Annotated in this window: 17 protein-coding genes; 14 read left to right on the top strand and 3 right to left on the bottom strand. The window is 60.2% G+C overall.

The genetic code is table 11. The annotated features are described in order from the left end of the window. Nucleotides 1–147: 147 nt before the first annotated feature. The 14 genes from AC1MEW_RS31755 (at nucleotide 148) to AC1MEW_RS31690 (ending at nucleotide 15,899) form a co-directional block, all read left to right on the top strand. On the top strand, nucleotides 148–1,770 hold the full coding sequence (locus AC1MEW_RS31755) for a methyl-accepting chemotaxis protein (RefSeq protein ID WP_480424808.1): 1,623 nt from the start codon (nucleotides 148–150) through the stop codon (nucleotides 1,768–1,770). Beyond that, nucleotides 1,770–2,300 carry a chemotaxis protein CheW gene (locus tag AC1MEW_RS31750; protein ID WP_201200963.1) on the top strand — a complete coding sequence of 177 codons (531 nt, stop codon included), beginning with the start codon at nucleotides 1,770–1,772 and terminating at the stop codon, nucleotides 2,298–2,300. Before AC1MEW_RS31755 ends, AC1MEW_RS31750 begins: the two co-directional genes overlap by 1 nt. Continuing rightward, complete coding sequence (locus tag AC1MEW_RS31745) at nucleotides 2,297–3,568, top strand: CheR family methyltransferase (protein ID WP_201200964.1); 1,272 nt, start codon at nucleotides 2,297–2,299, stop codon at nucleotides 3,566–3,568. The genes AC1MEW_RS31750 and AC1MEW_RS31745 overlap by 4 nt, the downstream gene beginning before the upstream one ends. Further along, the gene (locus tag AC1MEW_RS31740; protein WP_322270612.1) at nucleotides 3,565–4,248 is read left to right on the top strand and encodes a chemotaxis protein CheW; all 684 of its coding nucleotides are present in this window, start codon (nucleotides 3,565–3,567) and stop codon (nucleotides 4,246–4,248) included. Before AC1MEW_RS31745 ends, AC1MEW_RS31740 begins: the two co-directional genes overlap by 4 nt. Further along, on the top strand, nucleotides 4,245–6,536 hold the full coding sequence (locus tag AC1MEW_RS31735; RefSeq protein ID WP_201200966.1) for a hybrid sensor histidine kinase/response regulator: 2,292 nt from the start codon (nucleotides 4,245–4,247) through the stop codon (nucleotides 6,534–6,536). Before AC1MEW_RS31740 ends, AC1MEW_RS31735 begins: the two co-directional genes overlap by 4 nt. Further along, nucleotides 6,533–7,543, top strand: a complete 1,011-nt coding sequence (gene cheB / locus AC1MEW_RS31730) for a chemotaxis-specific protein-glutamate methyltransferase CheB (protein ID WP_480424805.1) — start codon at nucleotides 6,533–6,535, stop codon at nucleotides 7,541–7,543. The genes AC1MEW_RS31735 and cheB overlap by 4 nt, the downstream gene beginning before the upstream one ends. A 48-nt stretch (nucleotides 7,544–7,591) precedes the next feature. Continuing rightward, nucleotides 7,592–8,593 carry a diguanylate cyclase domain-containing protein gene (locus tag AC1MEW_RS31725; RefSeq protein ID WP_480424804.1) on the top strand — a complete coding sequence of 334 codons (1,002 nt, stop codon included), beginning with the start codon at nucleotides 7,592–7,594 and terminating at the stop codon, nucleotides 8,591–8,593. 296 nt (nucleotides 8,594–8,889) lie between these two features. After that, nucleotides 8,890–9,985 (top strand): peptide chain release factor 2 gene (prfB, locus tag AC1MEW_RS31720; RefSeq protein ID WP_201195569.1). Its coding sequence is split into 2 segments (ribosomal slippage): nucleotides 8,890–8,961 and nucleotides 8,963–9,985, totalling 1,095 coding nucleotides; the frame shifts between segments, so codons are not numbered across the junction. Nucleotides 9,986–10,088: 103 nt separating this feature from the next. Then, the gene (gene lysS, locus AC1MEW_RS31715; RefSeq protein WP_201200969.1) at nucleotides 10,089–11,591 is read left to right on the top strand and encodes a lysine--tRNA ligase; all 1,503 of its coding nucleotides are present in this window, start codon (nucleotides 10,089–10,091) and stop codon (nucleotides 11,589–11,591) included. Between the two features lie 102 nt (nucleotides 11,592–11,693). After that, complete coding sequence (locus tag AC1MEW_RS31710; RefSeq protein ID WP_480424802.1) at nucleotides 11,694–12,410, top strand: TetR/AcrR family transcriptional regulator; 717 nt, start codon at nucleotides 11,694–11,696, stop codon at nucleotides 12,408–12,410. A 161-nt stretch (nucleotides 12,411–12,571) separates the two neighbouring features. Then, the gene (locus AC1MEW_RS31705; RefSeq protein ID WP_201200972.1) at nucleotides 12,572–13,132 is read left to right on the top strand and encodes a hypothetical protein; all 561 of its coding nucleotides are present in this window, start codon (nucleotides 12,572–12,574) and stop codon (nucleotides 13,130–13,132) included. A 36-nt stretch (nucleotides 13,133–13,168) separates the two neighbouring features. Then, complete coding sequence (locus AC1MEW_RS31700) at nucleotides 13,169–14,446, top strand: flavohemoglobin expression-modulating QEGLA motif protein (RefSeq protein WP_201195562.1); 1,278 nt, start codon at nucleotides 13,169–13,171, stop codon at nucleotides 14,444–14,446. 212 nt (nucleotides 14,447–14,658) lie between these two features. Further along, a complete protein-coding gene (locus AC1MEW_RS31695) occupies nucleotides 14,659–15,573 on the top strand; it encodes an alpha/beta hydrolase (protein WP_201200973.1) in 915 nt (304 codons plus the stop codon). After that, nucleotides 15,570–15,899, top strand: a complete 330-nt coding sequence (locus AC1MEW_RS31690) for a PA3694 family proteiin (protein WP_201200974.1) — start codon at nucleotides 15,570–15,572, stop codon at nucleotides 15,897–15,899. The genes AC1MEW_RS31695 and AC1MEW_RS31690 overlap by 4 nt, the downstream gene beginning before the upstream one ends. Nucleotides 15,900–16,145: 246 nt before the next feature. Here the strand turns inward: AC1MEW_RS31690 and lptF are convergent, their stop codons facing one another. From lptF to AC1MEW_RS31675, 3 genes are all read right to left on the bottom strand, one after another. Continuing rightward, on the bottom strand, nucleotides 16,146–16,934 hold the full coding sequence (gene lptF, locus AC1MEW_RS31685; RefSeq protein WP_201200976.1) for a lipotoxin F family OmpA-related lipoprotein LptF: 789 nt from the start codon (nucleotides 16,932–16,934) through the stop codon (nucleotides 16,146–16,148). A gap of 55 nt (nucleotides 16,935–16,989) precedes the next feature. After that, nucleotides 16,990–17,403: a DUF4398 domain-containing protein gene (locus AC1MEW_RS31680; RefSeq protein ID WP_201200977.1), complete on the bottom strand. Its 414-nt coding sequence runs from the start codon at nucleotides 17,401–17,403 to the stop codon at nucleotides 16,990–16,992. Nucleotides 17,404–17,779: 376 nt separating this feature from the next. Then, a complete protein-coding gene (locus tag AC1MEW_RS31675) occupies nucleotides 17,780–18,124 on the bottom strand; it encodes a pilin assembly protein (RefSeq protein ID WP_201195553.1) in 345 nt (114 codons plus the stop codon). Between the last annotated feature and the right edge of the window lie 124 nt (nucleotides 18,125–18,248).

Here is an 18,248-nt window from a genome sequence, read left to right as displayed (position 1 = left end):
CTCACCTCATCTAGCGGAAAGTCCCATTCCAGAGCCCGTCCCTGCTTTTTGCCATCGGGACGTGGGGCGGCGGGCATCCGTCTTATAAATGAAACACCGCCCTCAGCTATACTCCCCAGCATTTGAAAATGGCCCCGAGGACATACTGTGAAGAACTGGACGTTGCGCCAACGCATCTTGGCGAGCTTTGCGGTCATTATTGCCATCATGCTGCTGATGGTCATGGTCTCGTTCTCCAGTCTGCTGAAGATTGAGTCCAGCGAGGAAACGGTCCGAACGGATGCAGCGCCGGGGGTGTATTACAGTTCGATGATTCGCAGCGCCTGGGTCGACAGCTACGTCCTGACCCAGCGGATCGTTGGCCTCTCTGAACATCGAGACATGACTGCCGCTGACCTGGAACTGTACAAGAGCTACGAAGCGCGCCTGGAAGCGGAGATGGAAAACTATCGGAAAACCATCTTCGATGCCGGGGATCAAGCCGATTACGACGCATTCGAAGTTCACCATAAAGCGTTCAATCAGGTGTTGAATAAAGTCGTCGATCTGTATCAGCACAAACAGTACGAACAGGCCCGCGTTGCGCTGGAGCAGGAGTTGACACCCGCGTGGGGCGATGGCCGCAAGCAGTTGAATGTTGTGATTGATCGAAATCGTGATCAGACCGCTGGCGCCACCGAGGCAATCCGCCAAGCGGTCACCGCGGCAAAAATCAGCATGGGCCTCTCTTTGCTGGTCGCGATTCTCGCCGCCGGTCTCTGTGGCCTGCTACTGATGCGCGCGATCACGGCACCAATGAGCCGCATCGTGCAGATCCTCGAAATCATGCGTACCGGTGACCTCAGCAGCCGCCTGAACCTCGATCGCAAGGACGAGTTCGGCGCGGTGCAAACCGGCTTCAACGACATGATGACCGATCTGACCTCGCTGGTGTCCCAGGCTCAGCGTTCGTCGGTGCAGGTCACCACCTCGGTCACTGAAATCGCCGCCACCTCCAAGCAACAACAAGCCACCGCCACCGAAACTGCCGCCACCACCACTGAAATCGGTGCGACGTCCCGTGAAATCGCCGCCACGTCCCGTGACCTGGTGCGCACCATGACAGAAGTCTCCACGGCCGCCGATCAGGCCTCGGTGCTGGCCGGTTCCGGGCAGCAAGGCCTGGCGCGGATGGAAGACACCATGCACTCGGTGATGGGCGCGGCCGATCTGGTCAACGCCAAACTGGCGATCCTCAACGAGAAGGCCGGCAACATCAACCAAGTGGTCGTGACCATCGTCAAGGTCGCCGACCAGACCAACCTGCTGTCGCTGAACGCGGCCATCGAGGCCGAGAAGGCCGGTGAGTACGGTCGCGGTTTTGCCGTGGTCGCCACCGAAGTGCGACGTCTGGCGGACCAGACCGCCGTCGCCACGTATGACATCGAGCAGATGGTCCGCGAGATTCAGTCGGCGGTGTCGGCCGGGGTTATGGGTATGGACAAGTTCTCCGAAGAAGTGCGTCGCGGCATGTCCGAAGTGCAGCAGGTCGGTGAGCAGCTGTCGCAGATCATCCATCAGGTTCAGGCGCTGGCGCCGCGAGTGTTGATGGTCAATGAGGGCATGCAGGCCCAGGCCACCGGCGCCGAACAGATCAACCATGCGCTGGTGCAATTGGGCGATGCCAGCAGCCAGACCGTCGAGTCCTTGCGCCAGGCCAGTTTCGCCATTGACGAACTGAGCCAGGTGGCCGTCGGGCTGCGTGGTGGCGTCTCGCGATTCAAAGTCTGATGAGCGAACTCACGGCCAAACGCACTGCCGTGGCACCGGCCAGACAGGCGCTTTTCCTGGTGTTTCGCGTCGGTAACGAGCGTTACGCACTGCAAGCCATTGAGGTAGCCGAAGTGCTGCCGCGCCTGCCGTTGAAGCCGATTGCCCAGGCCCCGGCCTGGGTCGCCGGAGTATTCGCCTATCGCGGTGCAGTGGTGCCGGTGATCGACCTCAGTGCACTGACCTTCGGCCAACCGGCGCAGGCCCGCACCAGCACGCGGCTGGTGCTGGTGCACTACCGACCGGATGAAACCACGCCTGCGCGATTGCTCGGTCTGATCCTGGAACAGGCTACCGATACCGTGCGCTGCAACCCGGCGGATTTTCAGCCTTATGGCCTGGACAACCGCCAGGCGCCGTACCTCGGTCCGGTGCGCAAGGATGCTCAAGGCTTGCTGCAATGGGTCAGGGTTGCCGATCTGCTCGATGATCAAGTCCGGGCGCTGCTGTTTCCGTCGCAGCCTCTGGACCTCCTTGAGGAGCGGCCATGAGCAGCGATCAGCGGTTTTTCGATTTTCTCAAGGATCGCATCGGCCTCGATGTCGCCTCAGTGGGGCCGGCCATCATTGAGCGTGCCGTGCGTCAGCGCATGACGGCAGCCTATGCGCTGACGGCCGACGAGTACTGGCAGACTTTGCAAGGCTCGCGGGACGAGCAACAGGCGCTGATCGAAGGGGTGATCGTCCCGGAGACCTGGTTTTTCCGTTACCCGGAATCCTTCGCCACCCTGGCGAAACTGGCGGCCAAACGTCTGGCCGACCTCAACAATATGCGCGCCCTGCGGATTCTCAGTCTGCCGTGCTCCACCGGCGAAGAGCCGTACTCGATTGCCATGGCGCTGCTGGATGCAGGCCTCAAACCTCATCAATTCAAGGTCGAAGGCATGGATGTCAGTCCGCTTTCGGTGGAGAAGGCCAAGCGCGCGTTGTATTTCAAGAACTCCTTTCGTGGTCAGGACATCGCGTATCGCGAGCGGCATTTCAGCGCCGAAGACGAAGGCTATCGACTCAGCGAGCGGGTGCTGGAACAAGTCCGCTTGCAGGTCGGCAATCTGCTCGATCCGGCCTTGCTGGCCAGCGAACCGCCCTATGATTTTGTGTTCTGTCGCAACCTGCTGATCTATTTCGACCAGCCGACCCAGCAACAAGTCTTCGAAGTGCTCAAACGCCTGACCCATGTGGACGGCGTGCTGTTTATCGGCCCGGCCGAAGGCAGCTTGCTCGGACGTTTCGGCATGCGCTCGATCGGCATCCCGCAGTCGTTTGCCTTCAGCCGCCAAAGCGCGCCGGAGCCCGAGCCTTTTCCGGCCTTCGCTCCAACTGCGCTGCCGGTGCGTCAACCGGTGCGCAGCGTGATCCCGCCACCGGTACGCAGCCGTCCGTTCGCTAATGTCGCACCGCTGCCCAATACCGTGAAAACGGCCAATCCCGACGCCGCGACGCTGCTGGCGAACATCGCCGCCCTGGCCAACGAAGGCAAAAGTGCCGAGGCCCGTGCCGCGTGTGAAAGTTATCTGCGCAGCCACGAACCGGTCGCCCAAGTATTTTATTGGCTGGGACTGCTCAGCGATGTTGCCGGCCGTGCGCTTGAAGCCCAGGGTTTCTATCGCAAGGCGTTGTACCTCGAACCGCAACACCCCGATGCCTTGATGCACCTGGCTGCCTTGCTGCAATCGCTGGGCGACACCGCGGGCGCCAGACGATTGCAGGAACGTGCCGCCCGCAGCGAGCGTGCCGCCGACAGTGAGCGTAAACGATGAGCGTCTCCGACACCTTGAGCGTCACCCATGAAGATGCCCAGGCCATCGACGACTGCTGGAACCGCATCGGTATCCACGGCGACAAGTCCTGCCCGCTGCTGAGCGAGCATATTCACTGCCGAAATTGCGCGGTGTATTCGGCCGCCGCCACCCGCTTGCTCGACCGTTACGCCTTGCAGCAGGAAGATCGCGAGCAGGTGTTGACGGTGGTCGAAACCGACGTCAAAACCCGTTCGCTGCTGATGTTCCGCCTCGGCGAAGAATGGCTGGGCCTGGCCACTCGCAGTCTGGTTGAAGTGGCGCCGCTGCAAACCATTCACTCCTTGCCGCACCAGCGCTCCCGGGCTTTGCTCGGCGTGGCGAATGTGCGCGGGGCTTTGGTGGCGTGCCTGTCGCTGGTGGAATTGCTGGGGCTCGACGCCACCAACAATGTGTCTTCCGGTGCGCGGGTAATGCCGCGGATGTTGATCATCGCCGCCCGGGGTGGCCCGGTGGTGGTGCCGGTCGACGAAGTGGACGGGATTCACGCCATCGACGAACGCATCCTCGATGCCGCGTCGCAATCCGGGACCCAGGCCAGCGCCAAGTACACCCGTGGCGTGTTGCAATTCAAAGGTCGCAGCCTGCGTTGGCTGGATGAAGAACAGCTGCTGTCCGCCGTGACCCGGAGCCTCACATGACCCCCGAGCAAATGCGCGACGCCTCTTTGCTGGAACTGTTCAGCCTCGAAGCCGAGGCCCAGACCCAAGTGCTGAGCGCCGGCCTGTTGGCCCTGGAGCGCGATCCGACCCAGGCCGATCACCTGGAATCGTGCATGCGCGCGGCCCACTCGCTCAAGGGCGCGGCGCGGATTGTCGGCGTGGATGCCGGGGTCAGCGTGTCTCACGTGATGGAGGATTGCCTGGTCAGCGCTCAGGAAGGGCGCCTCTATCTGCGGCCCGAGCATATCGACGCGTTGTTGCAGGGCACTGACCTGTTGATGCGTATCGCGACGCCGAGCAATACACCGTCGGCGGTGGAAATTGATGCCTATGTAGCGCTGATGGGGCGATTGCTCGACCCGATGGCACTGGCGCCGCCGATCAGCACGCCGATTGCGCCGTTTATGGCCGAGCTTCAGTTGGAGCCACCAACCGTCGAGCCGATCGCCCCGGTCGTCGAACCGCTGGCCGTCGCGCCCGCCGAGCCGCCACGCAAGGCCAAACGCACCACCGAAAACGGTGAGCGCGTGCTGCGGGTCACCGCCGAACGGCTGAACAGCCTGCTCGACCTGTCGAGCAAATCCCTGGTGGAAACCCTGCGGCTCAAACCGCACCTGGCCACCATGCAGCGCCTCAAACGCATGCAGAGCAACGGCTTGCGGGCCTTGGAAAACCTCAATGTCCACCTCAAGGACCATGCCTTGAGCCTGGAAGCCCAAGAGGCTCTTGAGGATGCGCGCCGACTGCTGACTGAATCCCAGCAACTGCTGGTGGAAAAAAACGCCGAACTCGATGAATTCGCCTGGCACGCCAGTCAACGCGCCCAAGTGTTGTACGACACGGCGCTGGCCTGTCGCATGCGACCGTTTGCCGACGTGCTGACCGGGCAGGTGCGGATGGTCCGAGACCTCGGTCGCGACCTGGGCAAACAGGTTCGCCTGGAGATCGAAGGCGAGAAGACTCAGGTCGACCGCGACGTCCTGGAAAAACTCGAAGCGCCGTTGACGCACTTGCTGCGCAACGCTGTGGACCATGGCATCGAAACCCCGGAACAACGGCTGCTGGCGGGGAAGCCGGCGGAGGGTTTGATCCGTCTGCGTGCCTCCCATCAGGCCGGTCTGCTGGTGCTGGAGCTGAGTGACGACGGCAATGGCGTTGACCTGGAAAAAGTCCGTCGCAGCATCATTGAGCGGCAGTTGTCCCCGACCGAAACCGCTGCGCAGTTAAGCGAAGAGGAGCTGCTGACGTTCCTGTTCCTGCCGGGTTTCAGCCTGCGGGACAAGGTCAGCGAAGTCTCCGGGCGCGGCGTCGGGCTGGACGCGGTTCAGCACATGGTTCGGCAGTTGCGCGGCGCGGTGGTGCTGGAGCAGACGGCGGGCGAGGGCAGCCGCTTCCATCTGGAAGTGCCGCTGACCCTGTCGGTGGTCCGCAGCCTGGTGGTCGAAGTCGGCGACGAGGCCTATGCCTTCCCGTTGGCGCACATCGAGCGGATGTGCGACCTGGAACCCGAAGACATCGTCCAGCTCGAAGGCCGCCAGCACTTCTGGTACGAAGGCCGGCATGTCGGGCTGGTCGCGGCCAGTCAGTTGTTGCAGCGCCCGGCGAGCCAGAACAGCCAGCAAACCCTCAAGGTCGTGGTGATTCGCGAGCGTGATGCGATCTATGGCGTGGCGGTCGAACGCTTTATTGGCGAGCGGACCTTGGTCGTATTGCCGCTGGATGAGCGGCTGGGCAAGATTCAGGACATTTCCGCCGGGGCGTTGCTCGACGACGGTTCGGTGGTGTTGATCGTTGATGTCGAAGACATGCTGCGCTCGGTGGACAAACTGCTCAACACCGGGCGTCTGGAACGCATTGCCCGGCACAGCAACCAGGTCGCAGAAGTGGCGCGCAAGCGGATTCTGGTGGTGGACGATTCCCTGACCGTTCGCGAGTTGCAGCGCAAGCTGCTGCTCAATCGCGGCTACGACGTGGCCGTGGCGGTGGACGGTATGGATGGCTGGAACGCCCTGCGTTCGGAGGATTTCGATCTGTTGATCACCGACATCGATATGCCGCGCATGGACGGCATCGAACTGGTGTCTTTATTGCGCCGGGACAACCGTTTGCAATCGTTGCCGGTTATGGTGGTGTCCTACAAGGATCGTGAAGAAGACCGTCGTCGTGGACTGGACGCCGGAGCCGACTATTATTTAGCCAAAGCCAGTTTTCATGACGATGCCCTGCTTGATGCAGTGGTTGAGCTCATCGGAGGAGCACGGGCATGAAAATCGCTATCGTCAACGACATGCCCCTGGCGGTAGAGGCCCTGCGCCGGGCCTTGGCATTTGAACCGGCGCATCAGGTGATCTGGGTCGCCAGCAACGGGGCCGAGGCGGTGCAACGTTGCGCCGAGTACACCCCGGACCTGATCCTGATGGACCTGATCATGCCGGTGATGGATGGCGTGGAGGCGACCCGGCGAATCATGGCCGAAACCCCGTGCGCGATCGTGATTGTCACCATCGACCGCCAGCAGAACGTGCACCGGGTATTCGAAGCCATGGGCCACGGCGCGCTGGACGTGGTCGATACGCCGGCCATCGGTGCCGGCAATGCCGCAGAGGCGGCGGCGCCGTTGCTGCGCAAGATTTTGAACATTGGCTGGCTGATCGGCGACAAGGGTAACCGGGTGCGCTCGGCGCCGAGCCCGTTGCGCCACTCGGGCTCCCGGCAAAAACTGGTCGCCATCGGTTCGTCTGCGGGCGGGCCGGCGGCGCTGGAAATCTTGCTCAAGGGCCTGCCGCGGGATTTTTCGGCGGCCATCGTGTTGGTGCAGCACGTGGACCAGGTGTTCGCCGCTGGCATGGCCGAATGGCTCAGCAGTGCCAGCGGCCTCAACGTGCGCCTGGCTCAGGAAGGCGAGTCGCCGCAGGCCGGCACGGTGTTGCTGGCCGGCACCAACCACCATATTCGCTTGTTGAAAAACGGGACGCTGGCCTACACCGCCGAACCGGTCAACGAGATTTACCGGCCCTCGATCGATGTGTTTTTCGAGAGTGTGGCCAGTTACTGGAACGGCGACGCCGTGGGCGTTTTGCTGACCGGCATGGGCCGCGATGGTGCGCAGGGGCTTAAACTCATGCGCCAACAGGGCTACCTGACCATCGCTCAGGACCAGAACAGCAGTGCGGTGTACGGCATGCCGAAAGCGGCTGCGGCCATCGACGCCGCCGTGGAAATTCGCCCACTGGACAAGATAGCGCCACGATTGCTGGAGATTTTCCCAAAATGAAGGCTTTTCACAGCAATCCTGGCCCAAGTAGTACTCAGGTGACCGCACATGAATGACTTACAGCTCGACGACTTCAAAACCGACGAAAACGCCGCGATGGTGTTGTTGGTGGACGATCAGGCGATGATCGGCGAGGCCGTTCGGCGCGGTCTGGCGAATCAGGAAAACATCGACTTCCACTTCTGCGCCGACCCGCACCAGGCCATCGCCCAGGCGATTCGGATCAAGCCGACGGTGATCCTTCAGGATCTGGTGATGCCCGGCCTCGACGGCTTGAGCCTGGTGCGCGAATACCGAAATCACCCGGCGACCAAGGACATTCCGATCATCGTCCTGTCGACCAAGGAAGACCCGCTGATCAAAAGCGCGGCGTTCGCGGCCGGGGCCAACGATTACCTGGTGAAGCTGCCGGACAACATTGAACTGGTGGCGCGCATCCGCTATCACTCACGCTCCTACATGACTTTGTTGCAGCGCGACGCGGCTTACCGCGCATTGCGTGTCAGCCAGCAGCAGTTGCTCGACACCAACCTGGTGCTGCAACGCCTGATGAACTCCGACGGCCTGACCGGCCTGTCGAACCGCCGGCACTTCGACGAATACCTGGAACTGGAGTGGCGCCGTTCCCTGCGAGACCAGACTCAACTGTCGCTGTTGATGATCGATGTGGACTACTTCAAGTCCTTCAACGACAGCTTTGGCCACCTGGAAGGCGACGAAGCCCTGCGCAAAGTCGCCACGGCGATTCGCGACGCCAGCGCCCGGCCTTCGGACCTGCCGGCCCGTTATGGTGGCGAAGAATTTGTGCTGGTGTTGCCCAACACCTCGCCGGGCGGCGCGCGGCTGGTGGCGGAAAAACTCCGTCAGACGGTCGCGGCGCTGAAGATTCCGCATGTGTTCCCGGTGGAAGGGTCGAACCTGACCATCAGCATTGGCCTGTCGACCATCACCCCGCAACAGGGCAGCGATTGCCGGCAATTGATCTCGGCGGCGGACAAGGGGCTGTATCTGGCGAAGAACAATGGGCGTAATCAGGTGGGGATTGAGTAGCGGGTGGCTTGAGCGAAGTTCTCCAGCCTAGCGCATCCTGTGGCGAGGGGGCTTGCCCCCGTTCGGCTGCGAAGCAGTCGTGAAACCTGATTGCAGGGTATGACTGGAAGAATGCAGGGGGCCGCTTCGCGACCTAACGGGGGCAAGCCCCCTCGCCACAGCAAGCTCCCTCGCCACAGATTTACTCGGCGTTCGCTTTAATCATTCACCCCTAAAGCGCCAGGCGGGCTGCCGTGACAGCTTGATTACGTTATACTCGCCGGCTTTCAAAAGTTCGCCAACGAGTGCTGCCCGCCATGGAAATCAACCCGATCCTTAACAGTATCAAGGACCTGTCCGAGCGCTCCGAAACTATTCGGGGGTATCTTTGACTACGATCAAAAGCATGAGCGTCTGACTGAAGTCAATCGCGAGCTTGAAGATCCGGCTGTCTGGAACAACCCGTCGTACGCACAGGAACTGGGTCGCGAGCGCTCGCTGCTGGCTCAGATCGTCGAAACCCTCGACGAAATGCACACCGGTCTGGCCGATGCCAAAGACCTGCTGCTGATGTCCGCCGAAGAAGAAGACCAGGCCGCCGTCGATGACGTCGCTGCCGAAGTCGAACGTCTGCGCGAATCCCTGGAAAAACTCGAATTCCGTCGCATGTTCAGCGGTGAAATGGACGCCAACAACGCCTACCTGGACATCCAGGCCGGCTCTGGCGGTACCGAGGCTCAGGACTGGGCCAACATCCTGCTGCGCATGTACCTGCGCTGGGCTGACAAACGCGGTTTCGACGCGACCATCATGGAATTGTCGGCCGGTGAAGTCGCCGGTATCAAAGGCGCCACGATCCACATCAAGGGCGAATACGCCTTTGGCTGGTTGCGTACCGAAATCGGCGTGCACCGTCTGGTGCGCAAGAGCCCGTACGATTCCGGCAACCGCCGCCATACCTCGTTCTCGGCTGTGTTCGTCTCGCCGGAAATCGATGACAACATCGAAATCGACATCAACCCGTCGGACCTGCGCATCGACACCTACCGCTCCTCGGGTGCCGGTGGTCAGCACGTAAACACCACCGACTCGGCCGTACGTATCACCCACGTACCGTCCAACACCGTGGTCAGCTGCCAGAACGAACGCTCCCAGCACGCCAACAAAGACACCGCGATGAAAATGTTGCGGGCGCGCTTGTACGAGCAGGAAGTGCAGAAACGCAACGCCGCCTCCCAGGCCCTGGAAGACACCAAGTCCGACATCGGCTGGGGTCACCAGATTCGCTCTTACGTGCTCGATGCCTCGCGAATCAAGGATTTGCGCACTAACATCGAACGCAGTGACTGCGACAAGGTGCTCGACGGCGACATCGACGAATACCTGGTAGCCAGCTTGAAACAAGGGCTCTAAGGCACGCCCTACAGAATCTGCGGATACCTGTAGGAGCGAGGCTTGCCCGCGAACCCCGGCTCACAGCCGGGGGCAACGAACCTGTGATGGAATTTTTAAAGACATGAGCGACCTAGAACTCGACCCGCAAGCCCTGCAACAGGAAGAAAACTCCCTGATCGCCCTGCGCAAGGAAAAGCTGGCTGCCGAGCGCGCCAAGGGCAATGCCTTCCCGAACGACTTCCGCCGTGAAAACTACTGCGAAGACTTGCAGAAGCAGTACGCGGACAAGACCAAGGAAGAGTTGGCAGAGGCTGCAATCCCGGTCAAGGTTGCCGGTCGCATCATGCTCAACCGTGGCTCGTTCATGGTGATCCAGGACATGACCGGTCGCATCCAGGTTTACGTCAACCGTAAAACCCTGTCCGAAGACACCCTGGCCTCGGTGAAAACCTGGGACATGGGCGACATCATCGCAGCCGTTGGCACCCTGGCCCGTTCCGGCAAGGGTGACCTGTACGTCGAAATGACCGACGTGCGCCTGCTGACCAAGTCCCTGCGTCCGCTGCCAGACAAGCACCACGGCCTGACCGACACCGAGCAGCGCTACCGCCAGCGCTACGTTGACCTGATCGTCAACGAAGACGTGCGCAAGACCTTCCGCGTGCGTTCGCAAGTGATTGCGCACACCCGCAGCTTCCTGATGCAGCGTGACTTCCTCGAAGTCGAAACGCCGATGCTGCAAACCATTCCGGGCGGCGCGGCGGCCAAGCCGTTCGAAACGCACCACAACGCCCTGGACATGGGCATGTACCTGCGGATCGCCCCTGAGTTGTACCTCAAACGCCTGGTTGTCGGCGGTTTCGAGAAAGTCTTCGAGATCAACCGCAACTTCCGTAACGAAGGCGTTTCGACTCGTCACAACCCAGAATTTACCATGTTGGAGTTCTACCAGGCTTACGCCGACTATGAAGACAACATGGACCTGACCGAAGAGCTGTTCCGCGAACTGGCTCAGCTGGTTCTGGGCAGCACCGACGTCCCTTACGGCGACAAAGTGTTCCACTTCGGCGAGCCGTTCGTGCGCCTGTCGGTGTTCGACTCGATCCTCAAGTACAACCCTGAGCTGACCGCTGACGACCTGACCGACATCGACAAGGCTCGCGCCATTGCCAAGAAGGCCGGCGCCAAGGTGCTGGGCTTTGAAGGTCTGGGCAAGCTGCAGGTGATGATTTTCGAAGAGCTGGTCGAGCACAAGCTGGAACAGCCGCACTTCATTACCCAGTACCCGTTCGAAGTGTCGCCGCTGGCCCGTCGCAACGATGACAACCCGAACGTCACTGACCGTTTCGAACTGTTCATCGGTGGTCGCGAAATCGCCAACGCCTACTCCGAGTTGAACGACGCGGAAGACCAGGCCGAGCGCTTCATGGCTCAAGTGGCCGACAAGGACGCTGGTGACGACGAAGCCATGCACTACGACGCCGACTTTGTTCGCGCGCTGGAGTACGGCATGCCGCCAACGGCCGGCGAAGGTATCGGCATCGATCGCCTGGTGATGTTGTTGACCAACTCACCGTCGATTCGCGATGTGATCCTGTTCCCGCACATGCGGCCGCAAGCGTAAGCGTTTCAGTAAAAAAGCCGCCTAAAACAGGCGGCTTTTTATTGCCTGTCTGGTACAAACGTATCAACTGGTTACTTTTGGCGTGAGAGAGGAATACCTGTCGTGAATCGTGCAATGGCTCAAGAAGGTGCAGCGGGTATCGCCACTGCGGTCGCTGAAAGCGTTCAGTACCAGGGCCGCAAGGCCAGCCGACAGGGCAGCGAACAGCGTCGACAGGATATTCTCGATGCGGCGATGCGCATTGTCGTGCGTGATGGCGTACGGGCGGTGCGTCACCGTGCCGTGGCGGCCGAGGCCGGTGTGCCGTTGTCGGCCACCACTTACTATTTCAAGGACATCGATGACTTGCTCACCGATACCTTCGCTCAATACGTGGAACGCAGTGCGGCCTACATGGGCAAACTGTGGGCCAGCAATGAAGGGCTGTTGCGCGAGATGGTCGTCAGCGGCGATGGCACGCCGGAGTCGCGCTCGCAGTTGGCAGACGATATTGCACAGCTGATGGCCGACTATGTTCACCGGCAATTGATCAACCGCCGCGAGCACTTGATGGCCGAGCAAGCCTTCCGCCAGGAAGCGTTGCTTAACCCGCGCCTGGCGCTGTTGGTGCGCTCCCATCAGCAAATTTTGCTGCAGGGCACCTGCCAGCTTTTTGAAGTGCTGGGTTCCCGTGAACCCCAACAAGATGCCAAGGTGTTGACGGCGATTATCGGACGGATGGAATATCAGGGCCTTCTCAACGAAGCCGAGCCTGAGGCCGAAGCGGAAATGCTCGGTATCCTCACGCGGTATATGCATTTGGTACTCGCGTCGGTGTAACCCCTGGGGAAACACCAAACCCTGTGGGAGCGGGCTTGCTCGCGAATGCGGTTTAACATTCGACATCTATGTTGTCTGGCATACCTCATTCGCGAGCAAGCCCGCTCCCACATGGGTTCGGTGGCCACTTCAGGTCGGCGTGTGTTCATAGGGAGTGTTGAATGAAAGCCTGGCGCGTCGTAGTGATCGCCTTGTCGTTCCTGCTGCTCAGTGGCTGTCTGGTGACCTTCAAGGAACCGCTGGCTTCGAGCGAACCCGCGCCCAAAGGACTGCTCGGCAAATGGACCAGCACCAACGCCTGGGGTGAACCGATGAACCTTGAGCTGACGCGCATCGGCGACAACCGTTATCAGGCTGTCAGCTACTTCAAGGCCAAGCCGCACGAGCGTGAAGCCTATCCTTTCACTGTGTCGCGCCACGGCAATCGCTGGTACCTGTCTGCTGCAGTGCCGGCCCAATTCGGCGGGCATTTCACGATTGCCGGTTTCGAGCTCAACGAACAGCATGAACTGGTGGTCTACAACCTCGACCTCGAGCAGATCAACCAGGCCGTGGGGCAAAAAGCCCTCAGTGGCGAAGGCTTCCAGACGGACGACGGCGACGGTGTGTTGATCAACAACAGCCTGGACCGAGTCTTCGCTTACCTCGACGACCCGGCCAATTCCGATGTATTCGTTGAAGCGGTGCGCTATCAGCGCCTGGCCAAAGCAAAAGTCAAATAAATCCAGCACGTTACGGTTTTTCTACAGGAGTTTCGGGTGGACGATTACCAGCAGACGATACGCATTTTGTCCGATCGCATAGTGCTGGCGCAGACGCCGATTCGCGTTCTGGATGCGGTCAAATGGGACGAAAACATCCGCAAGGGTTTCCTCAAGGCCAAGGGCAAGGAAATGCCGGCCGTGGACCGCGACTATTACCTGAACCGGCCGCTGTCCTTTGACTCCAGCAAGGTGAAGCTGGAATTCCAGAACATCGAGCGCGACATCACCCGTCAACTCGGCCAGTTCAACCCGGTCGGCCAGATCATGCGTCGCATGTGCAAGGAATACCGGATGGTGGTGCGCATGCTCGAAGCGCGCGGCACCGAGGATTTCGGGCTGATTTCCCAGGAATTGTATGGCGCCGCGTCCGACGCGTTCCACGCCGGCGACCCGACCCTGGCTGACCTGGGCCTGATGATGTCCGACTACCTGAACAACATCGACGGCCGTGGCGACCTGAAGGACGAACCGAAAATCCTCACCGCCAAGGACGCCGTTCACTTGCTGCAAACCCGTTTGAACAAGGTGTTTGGCGAGGCTGAGGAAACCATTCGGGTGTTCGAGTCCGACGGGATCGTCGCTGATGCGGCGGCGGGCGCCGACTACATCAAGATTCGCGCCGATGCGATGTTCAACGACCGTGATGTGCGGGCGCTGGAAGTCCACGAAGGCCTGGTGCATGTGGGCACGACCCTCAACGGTTTGAACCAGCCGATCTGCACCTTCCTGTCTAAGGGCCCGCCGTCGTCCACCGTGACTCAGGAAGGCCTGGCGATCCTGATGGAAATCATCACTTTTGCCTCGTACCCGAGCCGACTGCGCAAACTGACTAACCGTACCCGCGCCATTCACATGGTCGAGGAGGGCGCGGACTTCTTGCAGGTGTTCGAGTTCTTCCGCGAGCAAGGCTTCGAAATGGCCGAAAGCTACGGTAACGCCAGCCGGGTTTTCCGTGGTTCGGTGCCCAATGGGCTGCCATTTACCAAAGACTTGTCCTACCTCAAGGGCTTTATCATGGTTTACAACTACATTCAGTTGGCCGTGCGTAAAGGCAAGCTTGAGCAGATACCGCTGCTGTTTTGCGGCAAGACGACGCTGGAAGACATGCGGACCTTGCGCCAGCTGGTGGACGAAGGCCTAGTGGTGCCGCCCAAGTATTTGCCGGATCAGTTCCGCGACTTGAACGCACTGTCGGCGTGGATGTGCTTCTCCAACTTCCTCAATCACCTGAGCCTGGACCGGATCGAAGCGGATTACTCCAACATCCTGTGATCACACCAGATGAATGTGGAGGGTTACTGTGGTGAGGGGCTTGTCGGAATGCCGCACCACCCCGTTGGGCCGCGAAGCGGCCCCCAACATTTGTTTCGTCACACCGCGTAATCAGGTTTCACGACTGCTTCGCAGCCGAACGGGGGCAAGCCCCCTCGCCACAATGATGTGTCAGGTTACGAACTCCAACATTCACTGCGAGGTTTCAACGGATGAGAATCCTCGGCATCTTCTGCCTGCTCCTGGCCCTCGGCGGTTGCAGCTCGCTGCTGTTTTACCCCGAGCCCGGCCAGCCATTCACCCCGGACAAAGCCAAGCTCGAATTTCGCGACGTCACCCTGACCACCGCCGATGGCCTGAAGCTGCACGGTTGGTGGCTACCGGCGGCAAAAGGCGTCGAAGTCAAAGGTACGGTGCTGCACCTGCATGGCAATGGCGGCAACCTTTCTTACCACTTGGGCGGCAGTTGGTGGTTACCGAAAGAGGGTTACCAAGTGTTGCTGGTGGACTACCGCGGTTATGGCTTGTCCGAAGGCAAACCGTCGCTGCCGGAGATCTATCAGGACATCGACGCCGCGTTCAAATGGCTCGACCAGGCGCCCGAGGTCAAGGGCAAGCCGTTGATCGTTCTGGGTCAGAGCCTCGGCGGCTCGATGGCCGTGCATTACCTGGTCCAACACCCGGAACGTCAGCCCCAGCTCAAGGCCTTGGTCCTCGATGGCGCGCCCGCCAGCTACCGGGATGTCGGTCGATTTGCCCTGACTACCTCGTGGCTGACCTGGCCATTTCAGGTGCCGTTGTCGTGGCTGGTGCCGGACGGCGACAGCGCGATCAACTCCATGGCGCAGCTCAAGGGCGTGCCGAAACTGATCTACCACAGCATCGACGACAACCTCGTGCCCCTTTCCAACGGCATTCGTCTGTATCAAGCTGCGCCGCCACCGCGGGTGCTGCAACTGACCCGTGGCGGTCATGTGCAGACCTTCGCCGACCCGGTCTGGCGTCAGGTGATGCTGCGCTACCTCGAAGACCCGCAGCATTTCAACGGTCTGCGCCGCCTGGGTGAAATCCCGAATTACCCGGTGCCCCTGAATTCAAAAGATGAACCACCAGAGAGTCCGCAATGAGTGAAGAACGTAACGCCATCCCGCTGATCATCACCGGTATCTGCACCATTCTCGGCACTGTCGGGGTGCTGTGGTACTACGGCTACCTGCATTTCGCCAAGCCTGAGGATGCGTTGCTGCTCAACGAATTCACCATGCTCAAGACCGTGCCGGGCGAAGACTACAAAATAGCCCTGGAACCGGCCGCGCAAGTCGCTCAGTGCGTCGATGGCGTACTGGTGCTGTTCGACACCGAACAGAAAGGCCTGAGTGGAGTGTTGATCAACGGCCAGAAAAAAGCCGTGCGCTGCATGGGGCAGGAAACGCCGCAGAAACTTGAGCCGTAACCCCCGATTCCGGTGTGGCGCTGATCCACTGTGGCGAGGGAGCTTGCTCCCGCTCGGCTGCGTAGCAGCCGCCAACCCATTAATGCCGTTTGCCTGAAGGAATACGGTGCGAGGTTTAGGGTCTGCAGCGCAGCCCAGCGGGAGTAAGCTCCCTCGCCACAAAAACAGTGGCAGCCATCAAGTCACCAGCAACAAAAAGCCCCGCCTGATCAGATCAGGCGGGGCTTTTACGTTACCGCGTGAAGCTTAGTTCGAACTGACTGCCGAACGTGGCACCACTGGCTGGTTGTCGTTGGAAATGGTCACTTCCACCCGACGGTTCATCGCACGGCCCGAAACGCTGCCGTTTTCGGCAACCGGGTATTCCTTGCCATACCCCTGAACGACGATGCGCGCTGGATCAACGCCCATTTTCACCAGCGCTGTGCGTACCGAATCGGCACGACGCTCGGACAGCGACTGGTTATGGCTCGCGGTGCCGGTGCTGTCGGTGTAACCCTCGACAATCACTTTACGGTCCGGGTTTTCCTGAAGGAACTGCGACAGTTTGTTGATGTTCACCAGACCGCTGGACTTCAGGTCAGCACGGTCGGTAGCGAACAGCACATCACCGAAGGTGACCAAGGTGCCGCGATCGGTTTGCTTGGCGTTCAGGCTGTCTTGCAACTGCTTGATCTGCTGATCACGGGCATCCAGACGAGCCTGGGCACGTTGGGCTGCGGCGTTTTTCAGGTTGTTTTCAGCGGTGCGCAGGGCGATGGTCTGCTTGGCGACTTCCACGCGCTGGTTGGTCAGGTACGCCAGTTGGTCGACCTTGGCCTGGTTTTCCTTGTCCTGGTAGGCCTTGTCAGCCTTGTCCAGGTAATCGCTGGCGTCTTTGGTCTCAAGGGCCGCGACTTTGCTCGCTTGCGGGTTGGCTTGCAGGCCGGAGTAGTTCACGCGGGCCTGTTCCAGGTTCGCGTTCGGCGGGGTGGAGCAAGCTGCCAGGGCAACGCTTGCGGCCAGGAGAGCGGGGATCATCAATTGTTTACGCATAATGGTTCGTCCTTTCTATCGATAAGAGCTTCAGGCGTGTGGTCCGGATGCGCGCTTACTGCACAGTGCGCTGACTTTCCTGACGCAGTTCCTGAACACCTTTCTGGGAATCCTTCAGAGCCTGTTCGGCTTTCATCGCCTGAGCCTTGCGTTCCGCGACGCGAGCGTCCCATTCGGCTTGCTCGGCGAGGGTCCGGGCTTCGTCATACTTTTTGTCGTGCATGGCGATTTCGGCTTGTTTGAGCTTGTCCTGCGCAGACTTCATTTCCACGGCTGCGAACTCGGTACCGCCGGCGCTGACTGCGCTGTTAACGGCCGATTGGGTCACGGCGTATTGCTCGGTCGGCGGATTGCCAGCGCAACCGGCGAGTACGAAGGTGCTGCCGATCGCCAAGGCAGCCAGTTTCAGACCGCGCAGGTGGGTGAACGAGGATTTGGCAGTGCTGGTCTTCATGGTCTTCAACTCCATTGGATAACTCCTGAAAAACATCAAATTCCATCCTGGTTTAAGGAGCCGTCACCGAACATTCAAAGCGTGAAATGAAACGGCCGTACCAGGCGTGGTTAATGGGTACGACCCGAGGCGTTTTTCAAAAGTTCAGAGAAGATGGCCTATCGCCTGAAAAAACTTTGACCGAATGGACAAGGCTCTAAACCGGGAACTTTGGCGATGCGCAGCGGTATTGCCGGTCTTTTCGAGACTCGGGAACACGCCATTTTTGAAGGGGAATGCAAGTCAATGTGGGAGCGGGCTTGCTCGCGAAAACGGTCTGATATTCATCATCTTTGTTGCCTGAAACACCGCTTTCGCGAGCAAGCCCGCACCCACAGGTTCTGCGACGGGATCAATGTTTTTGCTTGTCGCTACCAGCCGATAAATCGTGCAAATGACGGCGGGACAATGCGAGAAAACGCGGGGTCGGACCGACGTCTTCGTACAGTGGGTCACCTTCTTCGTCGGTCGCCACCACGGTCTGGCCTCTCACGTAGGGGAAACTCGCCTCGAGCTCCTCAAGCGCCGCGCCGATCAACTCGCCCAGCAGTTCTTCGGGATGCCGTTTGGGGTACATCTCGGTAATCGCTGCCAGCCGGGCGGCGGCTTCCACGTCCAGGTGAATCGTGTAGCCAGTGTCGGTCAGGCGACCCTTGGCGTTTTCTTCCCAATGCTGGGCTAGCTCGCGAATTTTCATAATGACCTCATGGCACACCTGCTCGTGGCAGGCAGGGTGAGTGTCCGGCTTTGGCCGGCGGCAGCCGTTGTACGGCTTACTGTTGAGACTAGCTTTAACGCCTAAGGTTTAAAGTCCCTTCGTC

The sequence above is a fragment of the Pseudomonas sp. ASL4 genome, from assembly GCF_056680395.1.
This window is presented reverse-complemented; position numbering and strand designations above follow the sequence as displayed.